The organism is Dactylosporangium maewongense (genome assembly GCF_039531485.1).
GTDB lineage: Bacteria > Actinomycetota > Actinomycetes > Mycobacteriales > Micromonosporaceae > Dactylosporangium > Dactylosporangium maewongense.
Genome location: NZ_BAAAQD010000006.1, coordinates 333095 through 349602, shown reverse-complemented (window position 1 = coordinate 349602; position 16508 = coordinate 333095). Strand labels below are relative to the sequence as shown.

The following is a 16508-nucleotide window of genomic DNA, read 5'->3' as shown; positions in this document are numbered from 1 at the left end:
TGGGACGTGCGGGTCAGGAGAAGGCCGGACGAACGGCGGTTGACGCCGGACAACCACCATGTGGGAACCTTGAGCGGTGGACGGGGTGACCCATGGAGCCGGCCCGATCGACGTCTATGTCGACGGCCTCGCCGCAGCGCTGCGTGGGCCGCGCCGGCACCGGCAGGAGATGATCACCGAGGCGCGGGACAGCCTGTTCGACGCCGCCGAGGCCTACGCGGACGAGGGCCACGACCCGCTCGACGCGCAGCGCCTGGCCGTCGCCGACTTCGGCACCCACCCGCAGGTCGTGCCCGGCTATCAGACCGAGCTCGCCGCGCTGCAGGGCCGCCGCACCGCGACGTGGATCGCGCTCGTGCTGCCGGTCATGACGCTGCTCGAGCCGCTCATGTGGTGGAACACGAAGTGGAGCTCCGACGAGCGCGCCAGCCACGTCTACTGGGTGCTCGTCGACCACTTCCAGTACACGTCGTTCCTCGCCGCGGCGGCCGCCGGGCTCGCGATCGTCGGGTTCGGGTGGGGCAGCCGGTTCCTGCGCGACGGCATGCGGTATGCCCGCCTCGTCGGCCAGGCGACGGTCGTGTTCCTCGGCATGCACGCGCTGCTGGGCCTGACCGTCTTCGCGTTGAGCCTCCACCAGTGGCCGGCCGCCGCGACCTGGCCGCCGGTGCTCATCGGCATGGCCGTCAACACCGCCGCGTTCGGCTATGCGGGGTGTCTGGCGATCCGGTGCGTGTCGGCCACCAGTACATCGGCGGCAAGGGCCTGAGGGTCAGGCCGTCGCGGGCGGTGGGAGGAGGACCGCGCCGATCGTGGCCGTGAACTCCTGCCACGCCGACCGCTCCTCCGCCAGGACCTTCCGGCCGGCGCTGGTCAGCCTGTAGGTGCGGCGCTCGCGACCGCCGACCGTGGACCAGGCGCTCTCCACATACCCCGCGCGCTCCAGCCGGCGCAGCGCGGGATAGACCGTGCCCGTCGGCAGCGCCAGCGAGCCGCCGCTGCGCTCCTGGAGGGCCTCGATGATCGCATAGCCGTGGCGGGGCTCGCCGTCCAGCACCGCGAGCAGGAGTGCGTCGAGATGCCCGCGCAGCGCGTCCGCCTTCATGTGTAGCGAGTCTACGGGTTTGGCGCCCCCGACGCCATTTCCCGGCGCCCCCGGGCCTGGCCGTTCCCGGCGTCCGGGACCGGCCACCTGGCTTGGCCGGACGTGGTTTACCGGGGGCGCGTCTGGGAAGACCGCGGTTGGGTGATCGGGTGACCGGTGGACGGACCGGAGGTCGAGGAGCGGTATGAGGCGGCGGGTCGAAGCCACGCAAGACGTCGAGGCGCTGTGGCCGAACGGGCTGGGCACCACGCTCGCCATCGCGTCGGGCCGCGCGCTCGCGTACCGTGGCGGCGTCGCCCGCCCGGTCGTCGCCGCTCCACAGTGGACAATGGATCGGTCGGGCCGGATCGGCGCCCCGCCGGGCAGCCGGTCCGACGGCGCCGGCCGGCACGCCCGCCGCGAGCTCGACGCCGAGGACGTCGCCGCGTGGTTCGTCGGCCAGCTCCCCGAAGGCTCCTACAACGGCCTCGTCGTCGGCTCCCCGCACGGGGCCGCCGTCCACCTCGCGATGGCCCTCGGCGTGCCGTGGCTGCCGGTCGCGTTCGAGGTGCCGACCCCCGAGGTCGCCGCCGGCGAACGACCCGCGCAGGACGGTGAGCGCCTCGCCCGGGACATCCTCACGGACAACCCCGATGTCGGCATCCGGCAGGTGTACGACCCGGTGTGGCGCGGCTGGTCGGGTGCCGCGACCGCCTACGCGGTGGTGCGCTGGCGCCGGCTGCCGCTGGCGTACCGCCGGCTCATCGCCGAACGCCTGAACCCCGACGCCCCGATCGTCGTGGTCCGGGACGTCAGCCGCTGGCAGACGTCCGCCGGTGACGACGGCTACTCCTTCCAGCTCGGCAGCCGCGCCAGCGGCCTCGGCCCCGGCGACTACCGCGACGACCGGTCACTGCGCGGCCGGTCCCCGCGCGCCGACAGCGACGGCGAACGTGCCGTCGACCGCGGCCTGGTCGAGGACCTTCGCCGGTACGGCTCAGCGCACGGCCACCCCATCCGCCAGGTCCTCTACCGCCACCCCGACGTGCTCAGCGGCGCCGTCGCCGACCTCTACCGGGGCTGGCTGCGCGCCGGCACCCGCACCGCCGCCCGCCTCGTCGTGGAATGCGGCCGGCTCCTGGACCCCTGGCACGTCCTGCGCGCCGGCCTCGTCCCGTACTGGTGCGAGCACCCCCTGCGCTCGGCGGTCCGCTCCCTGTCGTGGTGGCTGGCCGGCAGCGAACCCTTCACCTCCGTCGACGTCTTCGCCGAACCCCCGGGCATGCCGCTGCCGACCGTCGCGCGGCTGGAGGAGTGGCAGGCCGTCGCGGCCTTCGCCACCCGCCACGGCCTCGTCGACCGCCGCTGCGCCCGCGCCTACCCTTCGGGCGTCGTGCCGGGCCACCACGCCACCCAGGTCCTGCGGATGCACCCCTACGACCTGCCCTACCTGCCGTTCCTGACCGTCCCGGCGGCCCTGTCCGCCATGACCCACAGCGCCCAGACCGACGGCCTCCTGGTCCTCTGACCGCGATGCGTCAGGGGGAGTCCTCGGACTTCTCCTTGTTCTTCTGGACCTTGCTGATGACGTCGTGGAGGGGCTTGGTGCCGCTGCCGACGACGATGCCGGTGACGATGGCGTCGATCCAGACGGGGATGCCGTCCCAGGACTCGCCGGCGATGGAGTGCAGCAGGTACAGGCCGCCGGCCGAGGACGCGACGGTGGCCACGGCGGTGGCGATGCCCCAGGAGACGAGGCCGCGGCTGGCCCGGCCCTTCTCCATCATGGACTTCGCGTGGGCGACCTGGATCAGGTCGTCGAGGGTCGCGTCGTGGTACTTGTTGGCGAGGTTGGCCACGGCGGCCTCCAGCTCGCCGCGGGCGTGCTTGCCGGGCAGGAACCTGGCGAACGGCTCCAGGATCCGCTCGACGGCGGTGGCGAACGCGAACAGCACCGCGAAGAACGTCGTCGCGTCGGGCAGGTGGATCGCCTGGGCGTTGATCTTGTAATGCCAGAGCGCCCAGGAGCCGAGGCCGCCGGCGGCGACCAGGAGGAACGCCGACACCAGGGAGAGCACCGACGCGGGCTGCGGCGGGACCGCGGCGGCCTCGCCGCCCGGCGTGGGCTCGGGCGGGCCGGCCGCGGCGATCGCGATCCCCACCTCGTCGCCCTGCACGGCGGCCCCGGCGCCCTGCACGGCATCCCCGGCGCCCGGCGCGGCGGCCTCGGCGCTCGCGGACTGGGTGGAGGCGCCCGGTGAGAACGGGGCGGACTGGGCGGGCACGTGGGCCCGGCCGACGGCGGGAGCCTCGGCGGCGGGCGTCACCGAGGCGGCCGCGACGACGCGGCTGGAGTGGGGACCGAGCACGTTCGTGCGACGGACGAGAGCCATGGCCGAGACGCTAGCGCCGCATCGATCAGCATGCGATATCCGATTGCCGATATCGACCCGGCGCTCACTCCGGCGTCGCGCTGCGTAACGTCAGCGGCCCCGGGTTGACAGCCGGCGAGGCAGCAGGCGAGGCAGCCGGGGCGGCGGCCGGGGCGGCGGCAGGCGAGACGGCGGCAGGCGTGGCGGCCGGTGCGGGGGCAGGCGATGGAGGCCGGCGTTCGACCCACCGCGCCACCAGCGGCCCGGCGACCAGGGCGGCCACGTCGAACACGGAGTGCACGACGATCGGCGCGAAGAGCCCCCCGGTGAGGTCGTACAGCAGCGTGAACAGCGACCCGAGCACCGTCGCGCCCAGGGCGCCGCGCCAGCCCTGGTACAGGTGGGCGGCGCCGAACAGCAGCAGCGACAACCCCGCGGCCACCCATGCGTCCAACCCGAGGATCCCGACGCCGGCGGCGATGAACAGCCCCCGGTACACCACCTCCTCGCCGATGCCCACGGACACGGAGAGCAGGCCCGCCAGCCAGCGCTCGGCCGCCGTGACCGGCTGCAGGAACCGGATTCGCGCCAGGGTCTCCTCGCCGCCGCGCCGGCCGAGCATGCGGGCGCCGTCGCGGCGGGCCCGCGCGAAGCGGGCGTGGTTGACGACCACGACCAGCGTGAACCACGCCGAGAAGCCGGCCGCGAGCGCGACGTCGCCGGCCCCGATCGGGCGTAGACCCAGGGCGGCGAGGCCGACGCCGTCCGTCGCCGCGACGGCGGACGCGGTCAGCGTCAGCGTGATCGAGGTGATGATGCCGCCGCGGTACAGGCGGATCCTGCCGCCCGGGGTGGCGACGAGGCGTTCGCGGGCGGCGCGGGCCTTCGCCGTCGCCGCGCGGATGCCGCCGGCGGTGGTCACGAGCGCGACGAGCAGCACCAGGACGGTGGCGGCCGGATCGAACCCGGGGGTGACCCATTCGAACATGCCGTTCATGATGCGGCCGCCCGCCGGGCGAGCAACATCGGCACGAGCAGCAGCGACACCAGGTCGACCGTGATGTGCAGGGCGATCGGCACGAGCAGGTTGCCGGTCAGCGCGTAGAGGACGGTGAACACGACCGCCGCCCCGGTGGTGGCGACCACGCCCCGCAGGCCCTGGTAGCGGTGGCCGAGCCCGAACAGCAGCGCCGAGAGGACGGCCGCCGCCCACGCGGGGAGGCCGAGGACGCCGACGCCGGCGGCGATGAACAGGCCACGGAACACGATCTCCTCGCCGGTCCCGGCCGCGACGGCCCCGGCGGCCGCCCAGCGTCGCTCCAGCGGCGTCGTGGGCCGCAGGAACGCCAGCGGATCGTCGTCCGGGTCGATGGGGCCGGCGCGGACGGTCAGCACCGCGGCGGTGCCGGCGGCCGCGGCGGACAGGGTCAGCGCGATCGCGGCGTCGCCGAGGGTCACGGGCCGCAGGCCGAGGTCGGTGAGGGTCAGGCCGGGGCCGACGAGGACCGTCTCGAGGGCGATGAGGGCGGTCAGGGTGTTCGTCGCCGCCGACCGGCGGAACGCCGTGACGAGGCCGCCGGCGGCGATCCGCGCCCGCATCCGGTCCGGTGATGCCCGCAGGACCGTGACGGTCAGGACGGCGATCACCAGCACCGTGAGGATCACCTCGGTGGCGTGGAACGTCGGGTCGATCCAGTCGAGCACGGCAGCCATCATGAGACAGCGAAGGGGCCGCTGTCAGCCCACCGTCGCGGTGGGCGGGACAGCGGCCCCTTCAAAGGCGTCACGCGGAGGGCGACACGGTCACCGAAGGACTGGCGCTCGGGTCCGCGGCCGGCGCGGCCGGCGGCGGGAGGGCGCTGCCCTTGACGTACTCGTCCCAGGTCTTGTCCCAGTCGGTCCAGCCGTTGCCCCAGGCGAGCTTGCGCGGGGTGTTCTTGACGATGTGGATGTCGCCGATCTTCGTCAGGTCGAACAGGAACTTCGCGTTCTTCTGCGAGACGTTCGTGCAGCCGTGCGAGACGTTGCGCTTGCCCTGGTCGCCCTCGGACCACGGGGCCGCGTGGATGTACTCGCCGCCGCTGGTCATGCGCTGCGTCAGGTACACGGTCTCGCGGTAGGGGTCGGACGGGTCGGTCGACACGAACAGCTCGGACTGCTGCTTGTCCATGATCACCATGGCGCCGCTGGAGCTCGGCGTCTTGGCCTTGCCGAGGCTCACCGGGATGGTCTTGATGACCTCGCCGTTCTTCTCCACCGTCATCTGGTGGGTCTTGTCGTCGGTGACCATGACGATCTTGTCACCGATGGTGAAGTTGGTCGTGACGTCCTTGGTGCCCCAGCCGGTCTTGGTCAGCTGCAGGCCACCCGTCGCCAGGCGGACGCTGACCTTCGTGCCGGTCTGCCAGTACTCCTTCGGGCGGAAGTGCACCTCGCCGCCGTTGAACCAGTACCAGGTGCCGACCTGCGGAGGCGTGCTGGTGACGAGCAGCCGCTTCTCGACGCTCGCCCGCAGCTCCTGAGGGACGCTGGAGCCGAAGCGGACGACGATCGGGATGGCCACCCCGTAGACCTTGTTGTCGGACAGGGCGGTCGACACGTTGACCGTCTTGCCGGGCTTCGCCATGGTCGTGAACGAGACCTTCTTCCCGGCGGTGTCGCCGGCCGAGGTCACGGTCGCCGTGTACTGCGTGCCGTATTTGAGCTGCTTCGCCGGGATCCAGGTCGTGCCGTCGGAGCGCAGGCCGCCGTCGACCGCCGCACCGGAGGCGTCCGTCAGGGTGACCGACGCATTCGCGCCGGGCGCCGCCTGCAGGGCGAGCTCGGTGGCGGTGGAGACGCCGGTCGCGCCGTCGGCGGGCGCGGTGAGGGTCGCGGTTGGCTGCGCGGCGGACGCGGAAGCCGAGGGGCCGCCGGCACTGTTGCTGTTGTCGCTCCATTTGGGCTTTTCGTCAGCGCTGCAAGCAGAGAGAGCGATCAGGCCGGCAAGGGCGGTGATCGTGGCCAGTGCGCGTGCGGAGACTCCCATGTCCACACCTCCTTCGTTGGGCTAGCGTTGTTGAGGTCGAGCATGCGCCGGTGAACTACGCCGGTGTATCCCAGGTTTGTGCCAGCCGGTTCAACTCGTCGCCGAACTGGTGGCGGGCGATCTTGCCGTGCATCATCGTAGGAAGTAACGGACGGCCCGAGCCATCCGCTCCTTGGACGTGTTCCAGACTGCCGGAGGTTGCGTCCCGATTCGGTAACGGACCATCCGCAGCGCCCCTACCTGCGGCTCGTGGGATTTGTCACGATCTCACGTTGTAGGCCGTCCGGCGGTACAGGCGGTACGTTGGTCGGCATCGTGCGTGGCGGCCGGTCGGGACAACACATGAGGATCGCGCCGCAATCTTCGCGTACACTGGCAAGACTGCTCCGTAAGGTGTTTTTAGGGCCGACGTTGTCCCGACTCGCAATCGATGACGTCAGGAGGCCCGATGGGTTACCCGGGACCGCAGCCGCAGGGTCTGTACGACCCTGCTTTTGAGCACGACGCCTGCGGGGTCGCGTTCGTGGCCGATATCCACGGCCGCCGGTCCCATGACGTCGTGCACAAGGGGCTGTCCGCGCTGCTGCGCATGGACCACCGAGGTGCCCGCGGGGCCGAGCAGAACACCGGCGACGGTGCCGGCATCATGATCCAGATCCCGGACGCGTTCCTCAGGGACGTCACCGCCGGGACCGGGATCGACCTGCCGCCCGCCGGCTCCTACGCGACCGGCCTGGCGTTCCTGCCCGTCGACGACGAGGCCGCCCAGCGCGCGATGCGCGTCCTGGAGAAGTACGCCCTCGTCGAGGGTGCCCACGTGCTCGGCTGGCGCGACGTCCCGACCGACGCCTCCGACCTCGGCGCGACCGCGCTCGCCGCGATGCCGCGCATCAAGCAGGTCTTCATCAGCGCGGAGAGGCTCGGCGCGCCTGGCGCCGTGCTGTCCGACCTGGACCTGGACCGGGTCGTCTACTGCGTGCGCAAGCAGACCGAGCGGGAGACCCGCGAGCGCGGCATCCAGCTCTACCTGCCGTCGCTGTCCTCGCGCACCATCACCTACAAGGGCATGCTCACCCCCGACCAGGTCGTGTCGTTCTTCCCCGACCTGTCCGACGAGCGCGTCACCTCGGCGATCGCGCTGGTCCACTCCCGCTTCTCGACCAACACGTTCCCCTCGTGGGAGCTGTCGCACCCGTACCGGCTGATCGCCCACAACGGGGAGATCAACACCATCCGGGGCAACCGGAACTGGATGGCGGCCCGCGAGGCCCTCCTGTCGACCGAGAACCTGCCCGGCAACATCCGCCGGCTCTTCCCGATCTGCACGCCCGAGGCATCCGACTCCGCCAACTTCGACGAGGTGCTCGAGCTGCTGCACCTGGCGGGCAGGAGCCTGCCGCACGCGGTGCTCATGATGATCCCCGAGGCGTGGGAGAACGACCCTCGGATGGACCCGCTCCGCAAGGCGTTCTACCGCTTCCACGCCTGCCTGATGGAGCCGTGGGACGGCCCGGCGAGCGTCGCCTTCACCGACGGCACGGTCGTCGGCGCGGTCCTGGACCGCAACGGGCTGCGCCCCGGCCGCTGGTGGCAGACCGCCGACGGCCTCATCGTGCTCGCCAGCGAGGCGGGCGTGCTCGACCTCGACCCGGCGACGATCGTGGCCAAGGGCCGCTCGGCGCCCGGCAAGATGCTGCTCGTCGACACCGCCGCCGGCCGCATCAAGACCGACGACGAGATCAAGTCCGAGCTGGCGCAGGCCGAGCCCTACGAGGACTGGCTGCACGCCGGGCTCATGGACCTCGACACGCTGCCCGAGCGGGAGCACGTCGTCTACACGCACGACTCCGTGCAGCGCCGCCAGCAGACCTTCGGCTACACCGAGGAGGAGCTGAAGATCCTCATCGGGCCGATGGCGCGGGCCGGCGCCGAGCCGCTGGGCTCGATGGGCACCGACACGCCCGTCGCCGTGCTCTCGACGCGGCCGCGGCTGATGTACGACTACTTCACGCAGCTCTTCGCCCAGGTCACGAACCCGCCGCTGGACGCGATCCGCGAGGAGATCGTCACCAGCGTCGCCGCGACCATCGGCCCCGAGGGCAACCTGCTCAGGCCCGGCCCGGCGTCCTGCCGGCAGATCGCCCTGCCGTACCCGGTCATCGACAACGACGACCTCGCGAAGCTGCTGCACATCGACGACGACGGCGACCTGCCCGGCTTCAAGGCCGTCCGGGTGTCCGGCCTGTACCCGATCCGCGACGGCGCGACCGGTCTCAAGCGGCGCCTCGTGGAGATCATGCGCGGCGTGTCCGAGGCGATCGAGGACGGCGTGCGGGTCCTGGTCCTGTCCGACCGCGACTCGACCGTCGACCTGGCGCCGATCCCGTCGCTGCTGCTCACCGCCGCCGTCCACCAGCACCTGGTGCGCGAGCAGACCCGCACCCAGGTGTCGCTGGTCGTCGAGTCCGGCGACTGCCGCGAGGTGCACCACGTCGCGCTGCTGTCCGGGTTCGGCGCCTCGGCGGTCAACCCGTACCTCGCCTTCGAGAGCGCCGAGGACCTCATCGCCACCGGCGCGCTGCCCGGCGTCGACCCCGAGAAGGCGATCTACAACTACGTCAAGGCGCTCGGCAAGGGCGTCCTGAAGATCATGTCGAAGATGGGCATCTCGACCGTCAGCTCGTACTGCGGCGCCCAGGTCTTCGAGGCCGTCGGTCTCGACCCGCGCCTCGTCGAGCGGTACTTCACCGGCACCCCGAGCAAGATCGGCGGCATCGGCCTCGCCGAGATCCACGCCGAGATCGCCGCGCGGCACGCCCGCGCCTACCCGGCCAACGACGCCGAGCGGGCGCACCGCCGGCTCGAGGTCGGCGGCGAGTACCAGTGGCGCCGCGAGGGTGAGCTGCACCTGTTCAACCCGGAGACGGTGTTCCTTCTCCAGCACGCGACCCGGTCCAAGCAGTTCGACGTCTTCCAGCGGTACACCGCGAAGGTCGACGAGCTCGCGGGCCAGGCCGGATCCCTGCGCGGCCTCTTCGAGCTGCGCACCGGGGTCCGCCCCGCCGTGCCGATCGAGGAGGTCGAGCCGGCCACCGAGATCGTCAAGCGCTTCGCGACCGGCGCCATGTCCTACGGCTCCATCTCCATGGAGGCGCACGAGACCCTCGCCATCGCGATGAACAACATCGGTGGCAAGTCCAACACCGGCGAGGGCGGCGAGGACGCCGAGCGGCTGCACGACCCGCGCCGCCGCTCCGCCATCAAGCAGATCGCCAGCGGACGCTTCGGCGTGACCACCGAGTACCTGGTCAACGCCGACGACCTGCAGATCAAGATGGCCCAGGGCGCCAAGCCCGGCGAGGGCGGCCAGCTGCCCGGCAACAAGGTGTGGCCCTGGATCGCCAAGACCCGCCACGCCACCCCCGGCGTCGGGCTGATCTCCCCGCCGCCGCACCACGACATCTACTCCATCGAGGACCTCGCCCAGCTGGTCTTCGACCTGAAGAACGTCAACCCGGCGGCCCGCGTCCACGTGAAGCTGGTCTCCGAGGTCGGCGTCGGCACCGTCGCCGCCGGCGTGGCGAAGACCAAGGCCGACGTCATCCTCATCTCCGGCCACGACGGCGGCACCGGCGCCTCGCCGCTCAACTCGCTCAAGCACGCCGGCACGCCGTGGGAGCTCGGCCTCGCCGAGACCCAGCAGACGCTGCTGCTGTCGGGGCTGCGTGACCGGGTCAGCGTCCAGGTCGACGGCCAGCTCAAGACCGGCCGCGACGTCGTCATCGCGGCGCTGCTCGGCGCCGAGGAGTTCGGCTTCGCGACCTCGCCGCTCATCGTGTCGGGCTGCATCATGATGCGCGTCTGCCACCTCGACACGTGCCCGGTCGGCATCGCCACCCAGAACCCGGCGCTGCGCAAGAAGTTCAACGGCTCGCCCGAGTTCGTCGAGAACTTCTTCTGGTTCATGGCCGAGGAGGTCCGCGGCTACCTGGCCGAGCTGGGCTTCCGCACGCTCGACGAGATGATCGGCCACACCGAGCTGCTCGACGTCCGCTCGGCCGTCGACCACTGGAAGGCCGGCGGGCTCGACCTGACCCCGCTGCTGCACGTTCCTCCGCTCGCCGACGACGCCGCCCGGCGCCAGACCACCAAGCAGGACCACCGCCTGGAGCGGGCGCTGGACAACCAGCTCATCGCCGCGGTCACGCCCGCCCTCGACGAGGGCACGCCGATCAAGCTGGAGATCGCCGTCCGCAACGAGCACCGCTCCGTCGGCGCGATGCTCGGCGGCGAGATCGTCCGCCGGGTCGGCGGCGCGGGCCTGCCCGACGGCACCGTGGACGTCACGCTGCGCGGCACCGCCGGGCAGTCCTTCGGCGCCTGGGTCCCGCACGGCGTCACCCTCCGGCTCCTCGGCGACGCCAACGACTACGTCGGCAAGGGCCTGTCCGGCGGCAAGCTCGTCGTGACCCCCGACCCGACCGCCACGTTCGTCGCCGAAGACCAGATCATCGGCGGCAACACGGCCCTGTACGGCGCCACCGGCGGCACCCTGTTCATGCGCGGCAAGGCGGGGGAGCGGTTCGCCGTGCGCAACTCCGGCGCGACCGCCGTCGTCGAGGGCGTCGGCGACCACGGCTGCGAGTACATGACCGGCGGCACCGTGGTCGTGCTCGGCCCCACCGGGCGGAACTTCGCCGCCGGTATGTCGGGTGGCGTCGCGTACATCTGGAACCTCGACCAGACGCTGGTCAACGCCGAACTGGTGGACCTGGAGCCGGTCACCGACACAGCCCTGCTGCGGTCGCTGGTCGAGTCGCACCTCGCCGAGACCGGTTCTGCGGTGGCCGGGCGCATCCTGGACAATTGGGACACTTCCGTGGCAGCCTTTACGGCGGTCGTGCCGCGCGACTACAAGCGCGTCATGGAGGCCAGGCGGTCCGCCGAGGCGGCCGGCCGCGACGTCGACGAGGCGGTCATGGAGGTGGCGCGTGCCTGACCCGAACGGTTTCCTGCGGTACGAGCGGCGCCTGCCCGCCCGCCGCCCCGTCCCGGTCCGGCTGCGCGACTGGCGCGAGGTGTACCCGCCCGCGTCCGACGAGCTAATCGCCGAGCAGGCGACCCGCTGCATGGACTGCGGCATCCCGTTCTGTCACGACGGCTGCCCGCTCGGCAACCGCATCCCCGACTGGAACGACCTCGTCCGCACCGGCAACTGGGACTTCGCCATCGAGGCCCTGCACGCGACCAACAACTTCCCGGAGTTCACCGGGCGGCTGTGCCCCGCGCCGTGCGAGGCCGCGTGCGTCCTGTCGATCGCCGGCGGCCAGCCCGTCACGATCAAGCAGGTCGAGGTCGAGATCATCAACCGCGCGGTCGCCGCCGGCCGGGTCACCCCCCGTCCGGCGCCCGAGCGGTCCGGCAAGAGTGTCGGCGTCGTCGGCTCGGGCCCCGCGGGGCTCGCCGCCGCGCAGCAGCTGGCCCGCGCCGGTCACGACGTCGTGGTGTACGAGCGGGACGACGCCCTCGGCGGGCTCCTGCGCTACGGCATCCCCGACTTCAAGCTGGAGAAGGGGCACATCGACATGCGGCTGGACCAGCTGCGCGCCGAGGGTGTCCGCTTCGAGACCGGCGTCAACGTGGGCGTCACCGTCTCCGTCGACGACCTGCGGGCCCGCCACGACGCGCTCCTGCTCGCCTGCGGCGCCCTGGCCGCCCGCGACGTCGAGATCGAGGGCCGCGGGCTTTCCGGGGTACACCTCGCGATGGAGCACCTCGTCGAGGCCAACCGGGTCGTCGCCGGGCGCGTGCCGTCCGCGTCGATCTCCGCCTTCGACAAGAACGTGATCATCATCGGCGGCGGCGACACGGCGGCCGACTGCCTCGGCGTCGCGCACCGGCAGGGCGCGAAGTCCGTGCTGCAGCTCGACCAGTACCCGGTGCCGCCGTCCACCCGCGACGAGGCGCGCGACCCGTGGCCGACGTGGCCCTGGATCCTGCGCAACTACCCCGCGCACGAGGAGGGCGGCGCGCGCGCCTTCGCGGTCGCCGTCACCGCCTTCGAGGGCAACGACGACGGCGAGCTCACCGGCGTGCGCATCGCCGAGGTGCAGGTGTCCAGAGTGGACGGCCGGCGGGTCGTCACCGAGATCGCCGGCACCGAGCGGCTCTACCCCGCGGAGCTGGTCCTGCTCGCGATCGGCTTCGAGGGCACCGAACCCGGCCCGCTGCTGACCAACCTCGGCCTGACCCGCAACCGCCGCGGCGGCATCGACACCGACGCCGACTGGCAGTCGGCCACGCCGGGCGTCTTCGTCGCCGGCGACATGCACCGGGGCGCGTCACTCATCGTCTGGGCCATCGCCGAGGGCCGCTCCGCGGCGGCGTCGATCCACGCCTACCTCGGCGGCGACGGCACCCTGCCGGCACCGGTCGAGCCGAGCGCGGGCGCCCTGACCGCCTGACGGGTTGCTAATCGGGAGCGGTCCTGTTCGCGGGGCCGCTCCCGGGTACCCCTCGGCCATGAAACGCCCGCTCATCCTCTCGCTGCTCGTCGTGGGCCTCGCGGTGCTCCCCTCCGAGGCCGCCTTCGCCGACACCACACCGTTCTGGGCGCCGACCATCCCGTCCGCGCCGCCGTTCCCCGCTCCGCGTCCCTCGTCCACGCCGGGTTATCCGGGTTATACGGCGCCCACGTACTCCTCCCCGCCACCCGTGCGGGCCGCGGCGCCCGACTCCACGTTCGCCAACGACGTCCGCATCGCGGTGAAGGTCGTCGAACGCTACTGGAGCTCCCGGATCGTCGGCTTCAAGCCCGTCTCCCGCATCGTGCCCTACCGCATCGACGGCGAGGTCATGTGCGGCTCCCAGCCGATCCCGACGCAGAACGCCGCCTACTGCCCCATCGGCGACTTCATCGCGTACGACGTGAACTGGTCGGAGGAGGTCTACAAGGACCTCGGCGACGCCTTCGTCTTCTACCTCCTCGGCCACGAATACGGCCACGCCATCCAGCAACGCCTCGGCATCGAGTACGCCTTCACCATCTACCAGGAGCTCCAGGCCGACTGCTTCGCCGGCGCCTACATCGGCGACTCCATCAAGGTCGGCGACTTCACCCTCGAGGACGGCGACCTGGACGAACTGCGCAACGGCCTCCTCTCCGTCGCCGACCCCGACGACGAACCCTGGTTCCAGGAAGGCGCCCACGGCTCAGCCGCCCAACGCACCGGCGCCTTCTTCGACGGCTACGAACAGAGCCTCGAAGCCTGCGACATGCCCTCCTCCTACCACGGCTGACCCTGCGGTACCGCTCTGCGGGTTGCGCTGTCACGCTTTGCGGGTTTGCGCTGTCACGCTTTGCGGTTTGCGCTGTCACGCTTTGCGGTTGGTGCGAAACGGGGCGTCTTGAGGTTCTGAACGTGCGGTACCGTCACGTCTGTCTATTGCACATCGTGGCGGGGAGGACGCGGTGAGTGATCATGCGGCGGGGTTCAGCGTCGACCTGGAGGCCGTCCGGTCGTTCGGAGCCGGCTTGCGGGCCGATCTGAGCGGCCATCTGTCGCCGGAGCACGACCAGATCCTGCGCACGTTCGTCGACACCCCGACGTTCGGGACCCGCACAGCCAGCCCAGACGTGCAGGCGGCGGCGACCCTGTACCACCGGAAGCTCATCGAACTCCTGGACCTGATGGACGCCTTCATCCACAACGGCGCGGTGTTCGTGCAGGCCGCCGAGGAGGTCGCGGCAGCGTACTCCCACGCGGACACACTGAGCGGCGACCAGTTCAAGACCGCGCTGGCCGTCGCCTCAGCCAAGGTCGACGACGCGCTGTGGGCCGCCCAGCACGACCCGAGGACTGGCAGGTCACTCTGATGGCCGAGTCGTACCAGCGCTGGCGCCTGCCCCAACTCTGGGAGATGCTGACCGCCGACGACCCCGAACATGCCCACCTGCACCTGGCCACCTTGCGCCGCCAGCAGACCGCCCTGGAAACCCAACGCGACCGCCTGCGGCTCCTGCGAGACCACCTCGCCGAAGGGTGGCCTCCGGAGAAGAGCGAAGCGGCGAGCGCGTTCATCCAGCGACTCAACGACATGATTCGAGCCATGTCTCTGACCGCGGTGGGTGCGGCGGAGGTGCGGAGCCGGGTGGCTCTCGTCGTTGATGCGCTGGGTCAGGCTCGCGCTGAACTTGCGCCGCTGGCTGAGGAGTATCGGCGAACGGAGCATCTGCCCGACCAGCGGGTGGGGGAGCAGGCGCGGAGGCTGCTGGACGAGCACGCTCGGCGCATTCTCAGGGAAGCCGATGCGGCGGTGGCGGATCCTGCGGCCGGGATGGATGTCCAACTGCCTGTCTACGAGCCGTTCGGGATGCAGACCGATGTCGTTGCTCCGCCAAGTGGTGGGGTGGGTGGCGGAGGCGCCACAGGTGGAAGTGTCGCGAGGCTCGGGGGAGGCGTTCCTGCGATGCCGCGGTTCGATCCGCCCCGGCCCGCTGTGACTCTGCCCGGGGAGGAGTTCGGGCTGGCGGTCGGGCCTGCGGAATCTGTACAGGCGACGCCGAGAGACATTCTTCCTGCGGCTGGCACGGCTGCGGGACCCGGTGGTCCGGCCGCGCCGTCGCTGTTGGGTCCGGGACGGGTGCTGGGCGGTGTGAGGCTTCCGGTCGAATCGACGATGCCGGGTTCGGCCGCGGCGGGTGGCATACGCGGCGTCAACAGCGGTGGGGGACTGGCCGGTCGGCCGGTGGCGGGTGCGCCAGGGGTTGGTGGCGCGGCCATGCGTGGAGCGGCCGGCGTCGGCAATCGCGACAGCTCCGCCAGCACGCGTCGCGCACCACGGGAGGGTGCGGGCGAGCAATGGTCGGTGGAGCAGGGGGTGCCGCCGGTGATCGATGTTCCGCCGGTCCGTGCGCATGATCCGGGCCCGGGCGTCCTCGGACTTGACCGTTGAAGGCGGTTCGCTGGGCAGTGGTGCTCTGCCTGTTGTCGGTGACGACCGTCGTCGGGTTTCAGCGGCTCGCGGCGGCTGACAGCATTCGTGACCGGCAGTGGCATCTGCAGGCGCTGCGGATTTCGCAGGCCCAGGCGATCAGCCGGGGTGCGGGGGTTGTTGTCGCGGTCACGGACACCGGTGTCGACGACCGCCACGGAGAGCTGGCCGGCGCGGTACTCAACGGCAAGGAGTTCGGAGAGCAGCCGACCGGCAACGGCAAGGCTGACACGGACGGACACGGCACGGCCATGGCCGGCCTCATCGCCGGGCGTGGCCTTCCCAACAACGCCGGAGTGCTCGGTATCGCGCCGGAGGCGACCATTCTGCCTGTGCAGACGCTGCACAGTGAGTTCGGTGGTTCGCCGATCGATCTGGCGGACGGCATCATGTGGGCGATCGGCCAAGGCGCGAAAGTCATCTGCATCGCGGCAGGGACCAGCGAATATTCGCAGGTGAAGGATGCGGTCGCGGCCGCTGCCAAGGCGGATGTCGTGGTGGTGGCGGGGGTTGGTAATGCGCCGAAGAGCAAGCAGGTGGGGTTTCCGGCGAAGTTGCCCGGGGTGGTGGCGGTGGCGGGGACGGACAGGGACGGCAACCATGCGGCGATCTCCGCTGTCGGGCCGGAGGTGGTGTTGGCGGCGCCGGCGGTGGAGATCGTTTCGATCGGGGCGTTCGGGAAGTACGTGGCAGGGGATGGGACGAGCAACGCGACGGCGATTGTGGCTGGGGTGGTGGCGTTGGTGCGGGCGAAGTTTCCGCGGTTGTCTGCTGGGGAGGTGGTGCGGCGGTTGACGGCTACCGCGACGGATCGGGGGAAGCCGGGGCGGGATGAGGAGTTCGGGTTCGGGATTGTCGATCCGGTGGCGGCGTTGACGGCTTCGGTGCCGAGTGTGGTGCCGTCGGTGGCTTCGTCTGGGGTGGGGGTGCCGGAGGAGCGCGCGGGGTGGTCGGGGGTTGTGTGGTTGGTTGTCGGTGGTGGGGTGCTGCTGGTGTTTGTGGGGCTACTAATCAGGCGGCGGCGGTAGCG

13 protein-coding genes are annotated in these 16508 nt (G+C 71.5%); 8 read left to right on the top strand and 5 right to left on the bottom strand.

The genetic code is table 11. From position 1 onward, the window contains the following. The first annotated feature begins 85 nt into the window (after positions 1–85). Positions 86–769 (top strand): permease prefix domain 1-containing protein, encoded by a 684-nt coding sequence (locus ABD332_RS18085; RefSeq protein ID WP_344503112.1) that lies wholly within the window; start codon positions 86–88, stop codon positions 767–769. Between the two features lie 3 nt (positions 770–772). Here ABD332_RS18085 and ABD332_RS18080 read toward each other — a convergent pair whose 3' ends face one another. Next, positions 773–1105: a PadR family transcriptional regulator gene (locus ABD332_RS18080; protein WP_344503111.1), complete on the bottom strand. Its 333-nt coding sequence runs from the start codon at positions 1103–1105 to the stop codon at positions 773–775. Between the two features lie 184 nt (positions 1106–1289). On the opposite strand from ABD332_RS18080, the gene ABD332_RS18075 reads away from it, so the two are divergent. Continuing rightward, entirely contained in the window at positions 1290–2612 is a 1323-nt protein-coding gene (locus ABD332_RS18075; RefSeq protein ID WP_344503110.1) for a hypothetical protein, read from the top strand. A 10-nt stretch (positions 2613–2622) separates the two neighbouring features. Here the strand turns inward: ABD332_RS18075 and ABD332_RS18070 are convergent, their stop codons facing one another. From ABD332_RS18070 to ABD332_RS18055, 4 genes are all read right to left on the bottom strand, one after another. Beyond that, the gene (locus ABD332_RS18070; RefSeq protein ID WP_344503109.1) at positions 2623–3477 is read right to left on the bottom strand and encodes a hypothetical protein; all 855 of its coding nucleotides are present in this window, start codon (positions 3475–3477) and stop codon (positions 2623–2625) included. 64 nt (positions 3478–3541) lie between these two features. Further along, positions 3542–4444, bottom strand: a complete 903-nt coding sequence (locus ABD332_RS18065; protein WP_344503108.1) for a CPBP family intramembrane glutamic endopeptidase — start codon at positions 4442–4444, stop codon at positions 3542–3544. Between the two features lie 5 nt (positions 4445–4449). Continuing rightward, positions 4450–5160 (bottom strand): CPBP family intramembrane glutamic endopeptidase, encoded by a 711-nt coding sequence (locus tag ABD332_RS18060; RefSeq protein ID WP_344503107.1) that lies wholly within the window; start codon positions 5158–5160, stop codon positions 4450–4452. A gap of 79 nt (positions 5161–5239) precedes the next feature. Continuing rightward, positions 5240–6484 carry a L,D-transpeptidase gene (locus tag ABD332_RS18055; protein WP_344503106.1) on the bottom strand — a complete coding sequence of 415 codons (1245 nt, stop codon included), beginning with the start codon at positions 6482–6484 and terminating at the stop codon, positions 5240–5242. Between the two features lie 448 nt (positions 6485–6932). Between ABD332_RS18055 and gltB the strand changes: the two genes are divergently transcribed. The 6 genes from gltB (at position 6933) to ABD332_RS18025 (ending at position 16506) form a co-directional block, all read left to right on the top strand. Next, positions 6933–11483 (top strand): glutamate synthase large subunit, encoded by a 4551-nt coding sequence (gene gltB, locus ABD332_RS18050; protein WP_486303842.1) that lies wholly within the window; start codon positions 6933–6935, stop codon positions 11481–11483. Beyond that, a complete protein-coding gene (locus ABD332_RS18045) occupies positions 11476–12948 on the top strand; it encodes a glutamate synthase subunit beta (RefSeq protein ID WP_344503104.1) in 1473 nt (490 codons plus the stop codon). Before gltB ends, ABD332_RS18045 begins: the two co-directional genes overlap by 8 nt. A 58-nt stretch (positions 12949–13006) precedes the next feature. Next, positions 13007–13783: a neutral zinc metallopeptidase gene (locus tag ABD332_RS18040; protein WP_344503102.1), complete on the top strand. Its 777-nt coding sequence runs from the start codon at positions 13007–13009 to the stop codon at positions 13781–13783. Between the two features lie 172 nt (positions 13784–13955). Further along, a complete protein-coding gene (locus ABD332_RS18035) occupies positions 13956–14360 on the top strand; it encodes a hypothetical protein (protein ID WP_344503101.1) in 405 nt (134 codons plus the stop codon). Further along, the gene (locus tag ABD332_RS18030; RefSeq protein WP_344503100.1) at positions 14360–15439 is read left to right on the top strand and encodes a hypothetical protein; all 1080 of its coding nucleotides are present in this window, start codon (positions 14360–14362) and stop codon (positions 15437–15439) included. Before ABD332_RS18035 ends, ABD332_RS18030 begins: the two co-directional genes overlap by 1 nt. 38 nt (positions 15440–15477) lie before the next feature. After that, positions 15478–16506, top strand: a complete 1029-nt coding sequence (locus ABD332_RS18025) for a S8 family serine peptidase (RefSeq protein WP_344503099.1) — start codon at positions 15478–15480, stop codon at positions 16504–16506. The last annotated feature ends 2 nt before the right edge of the window (positions 16507–16508 follow it).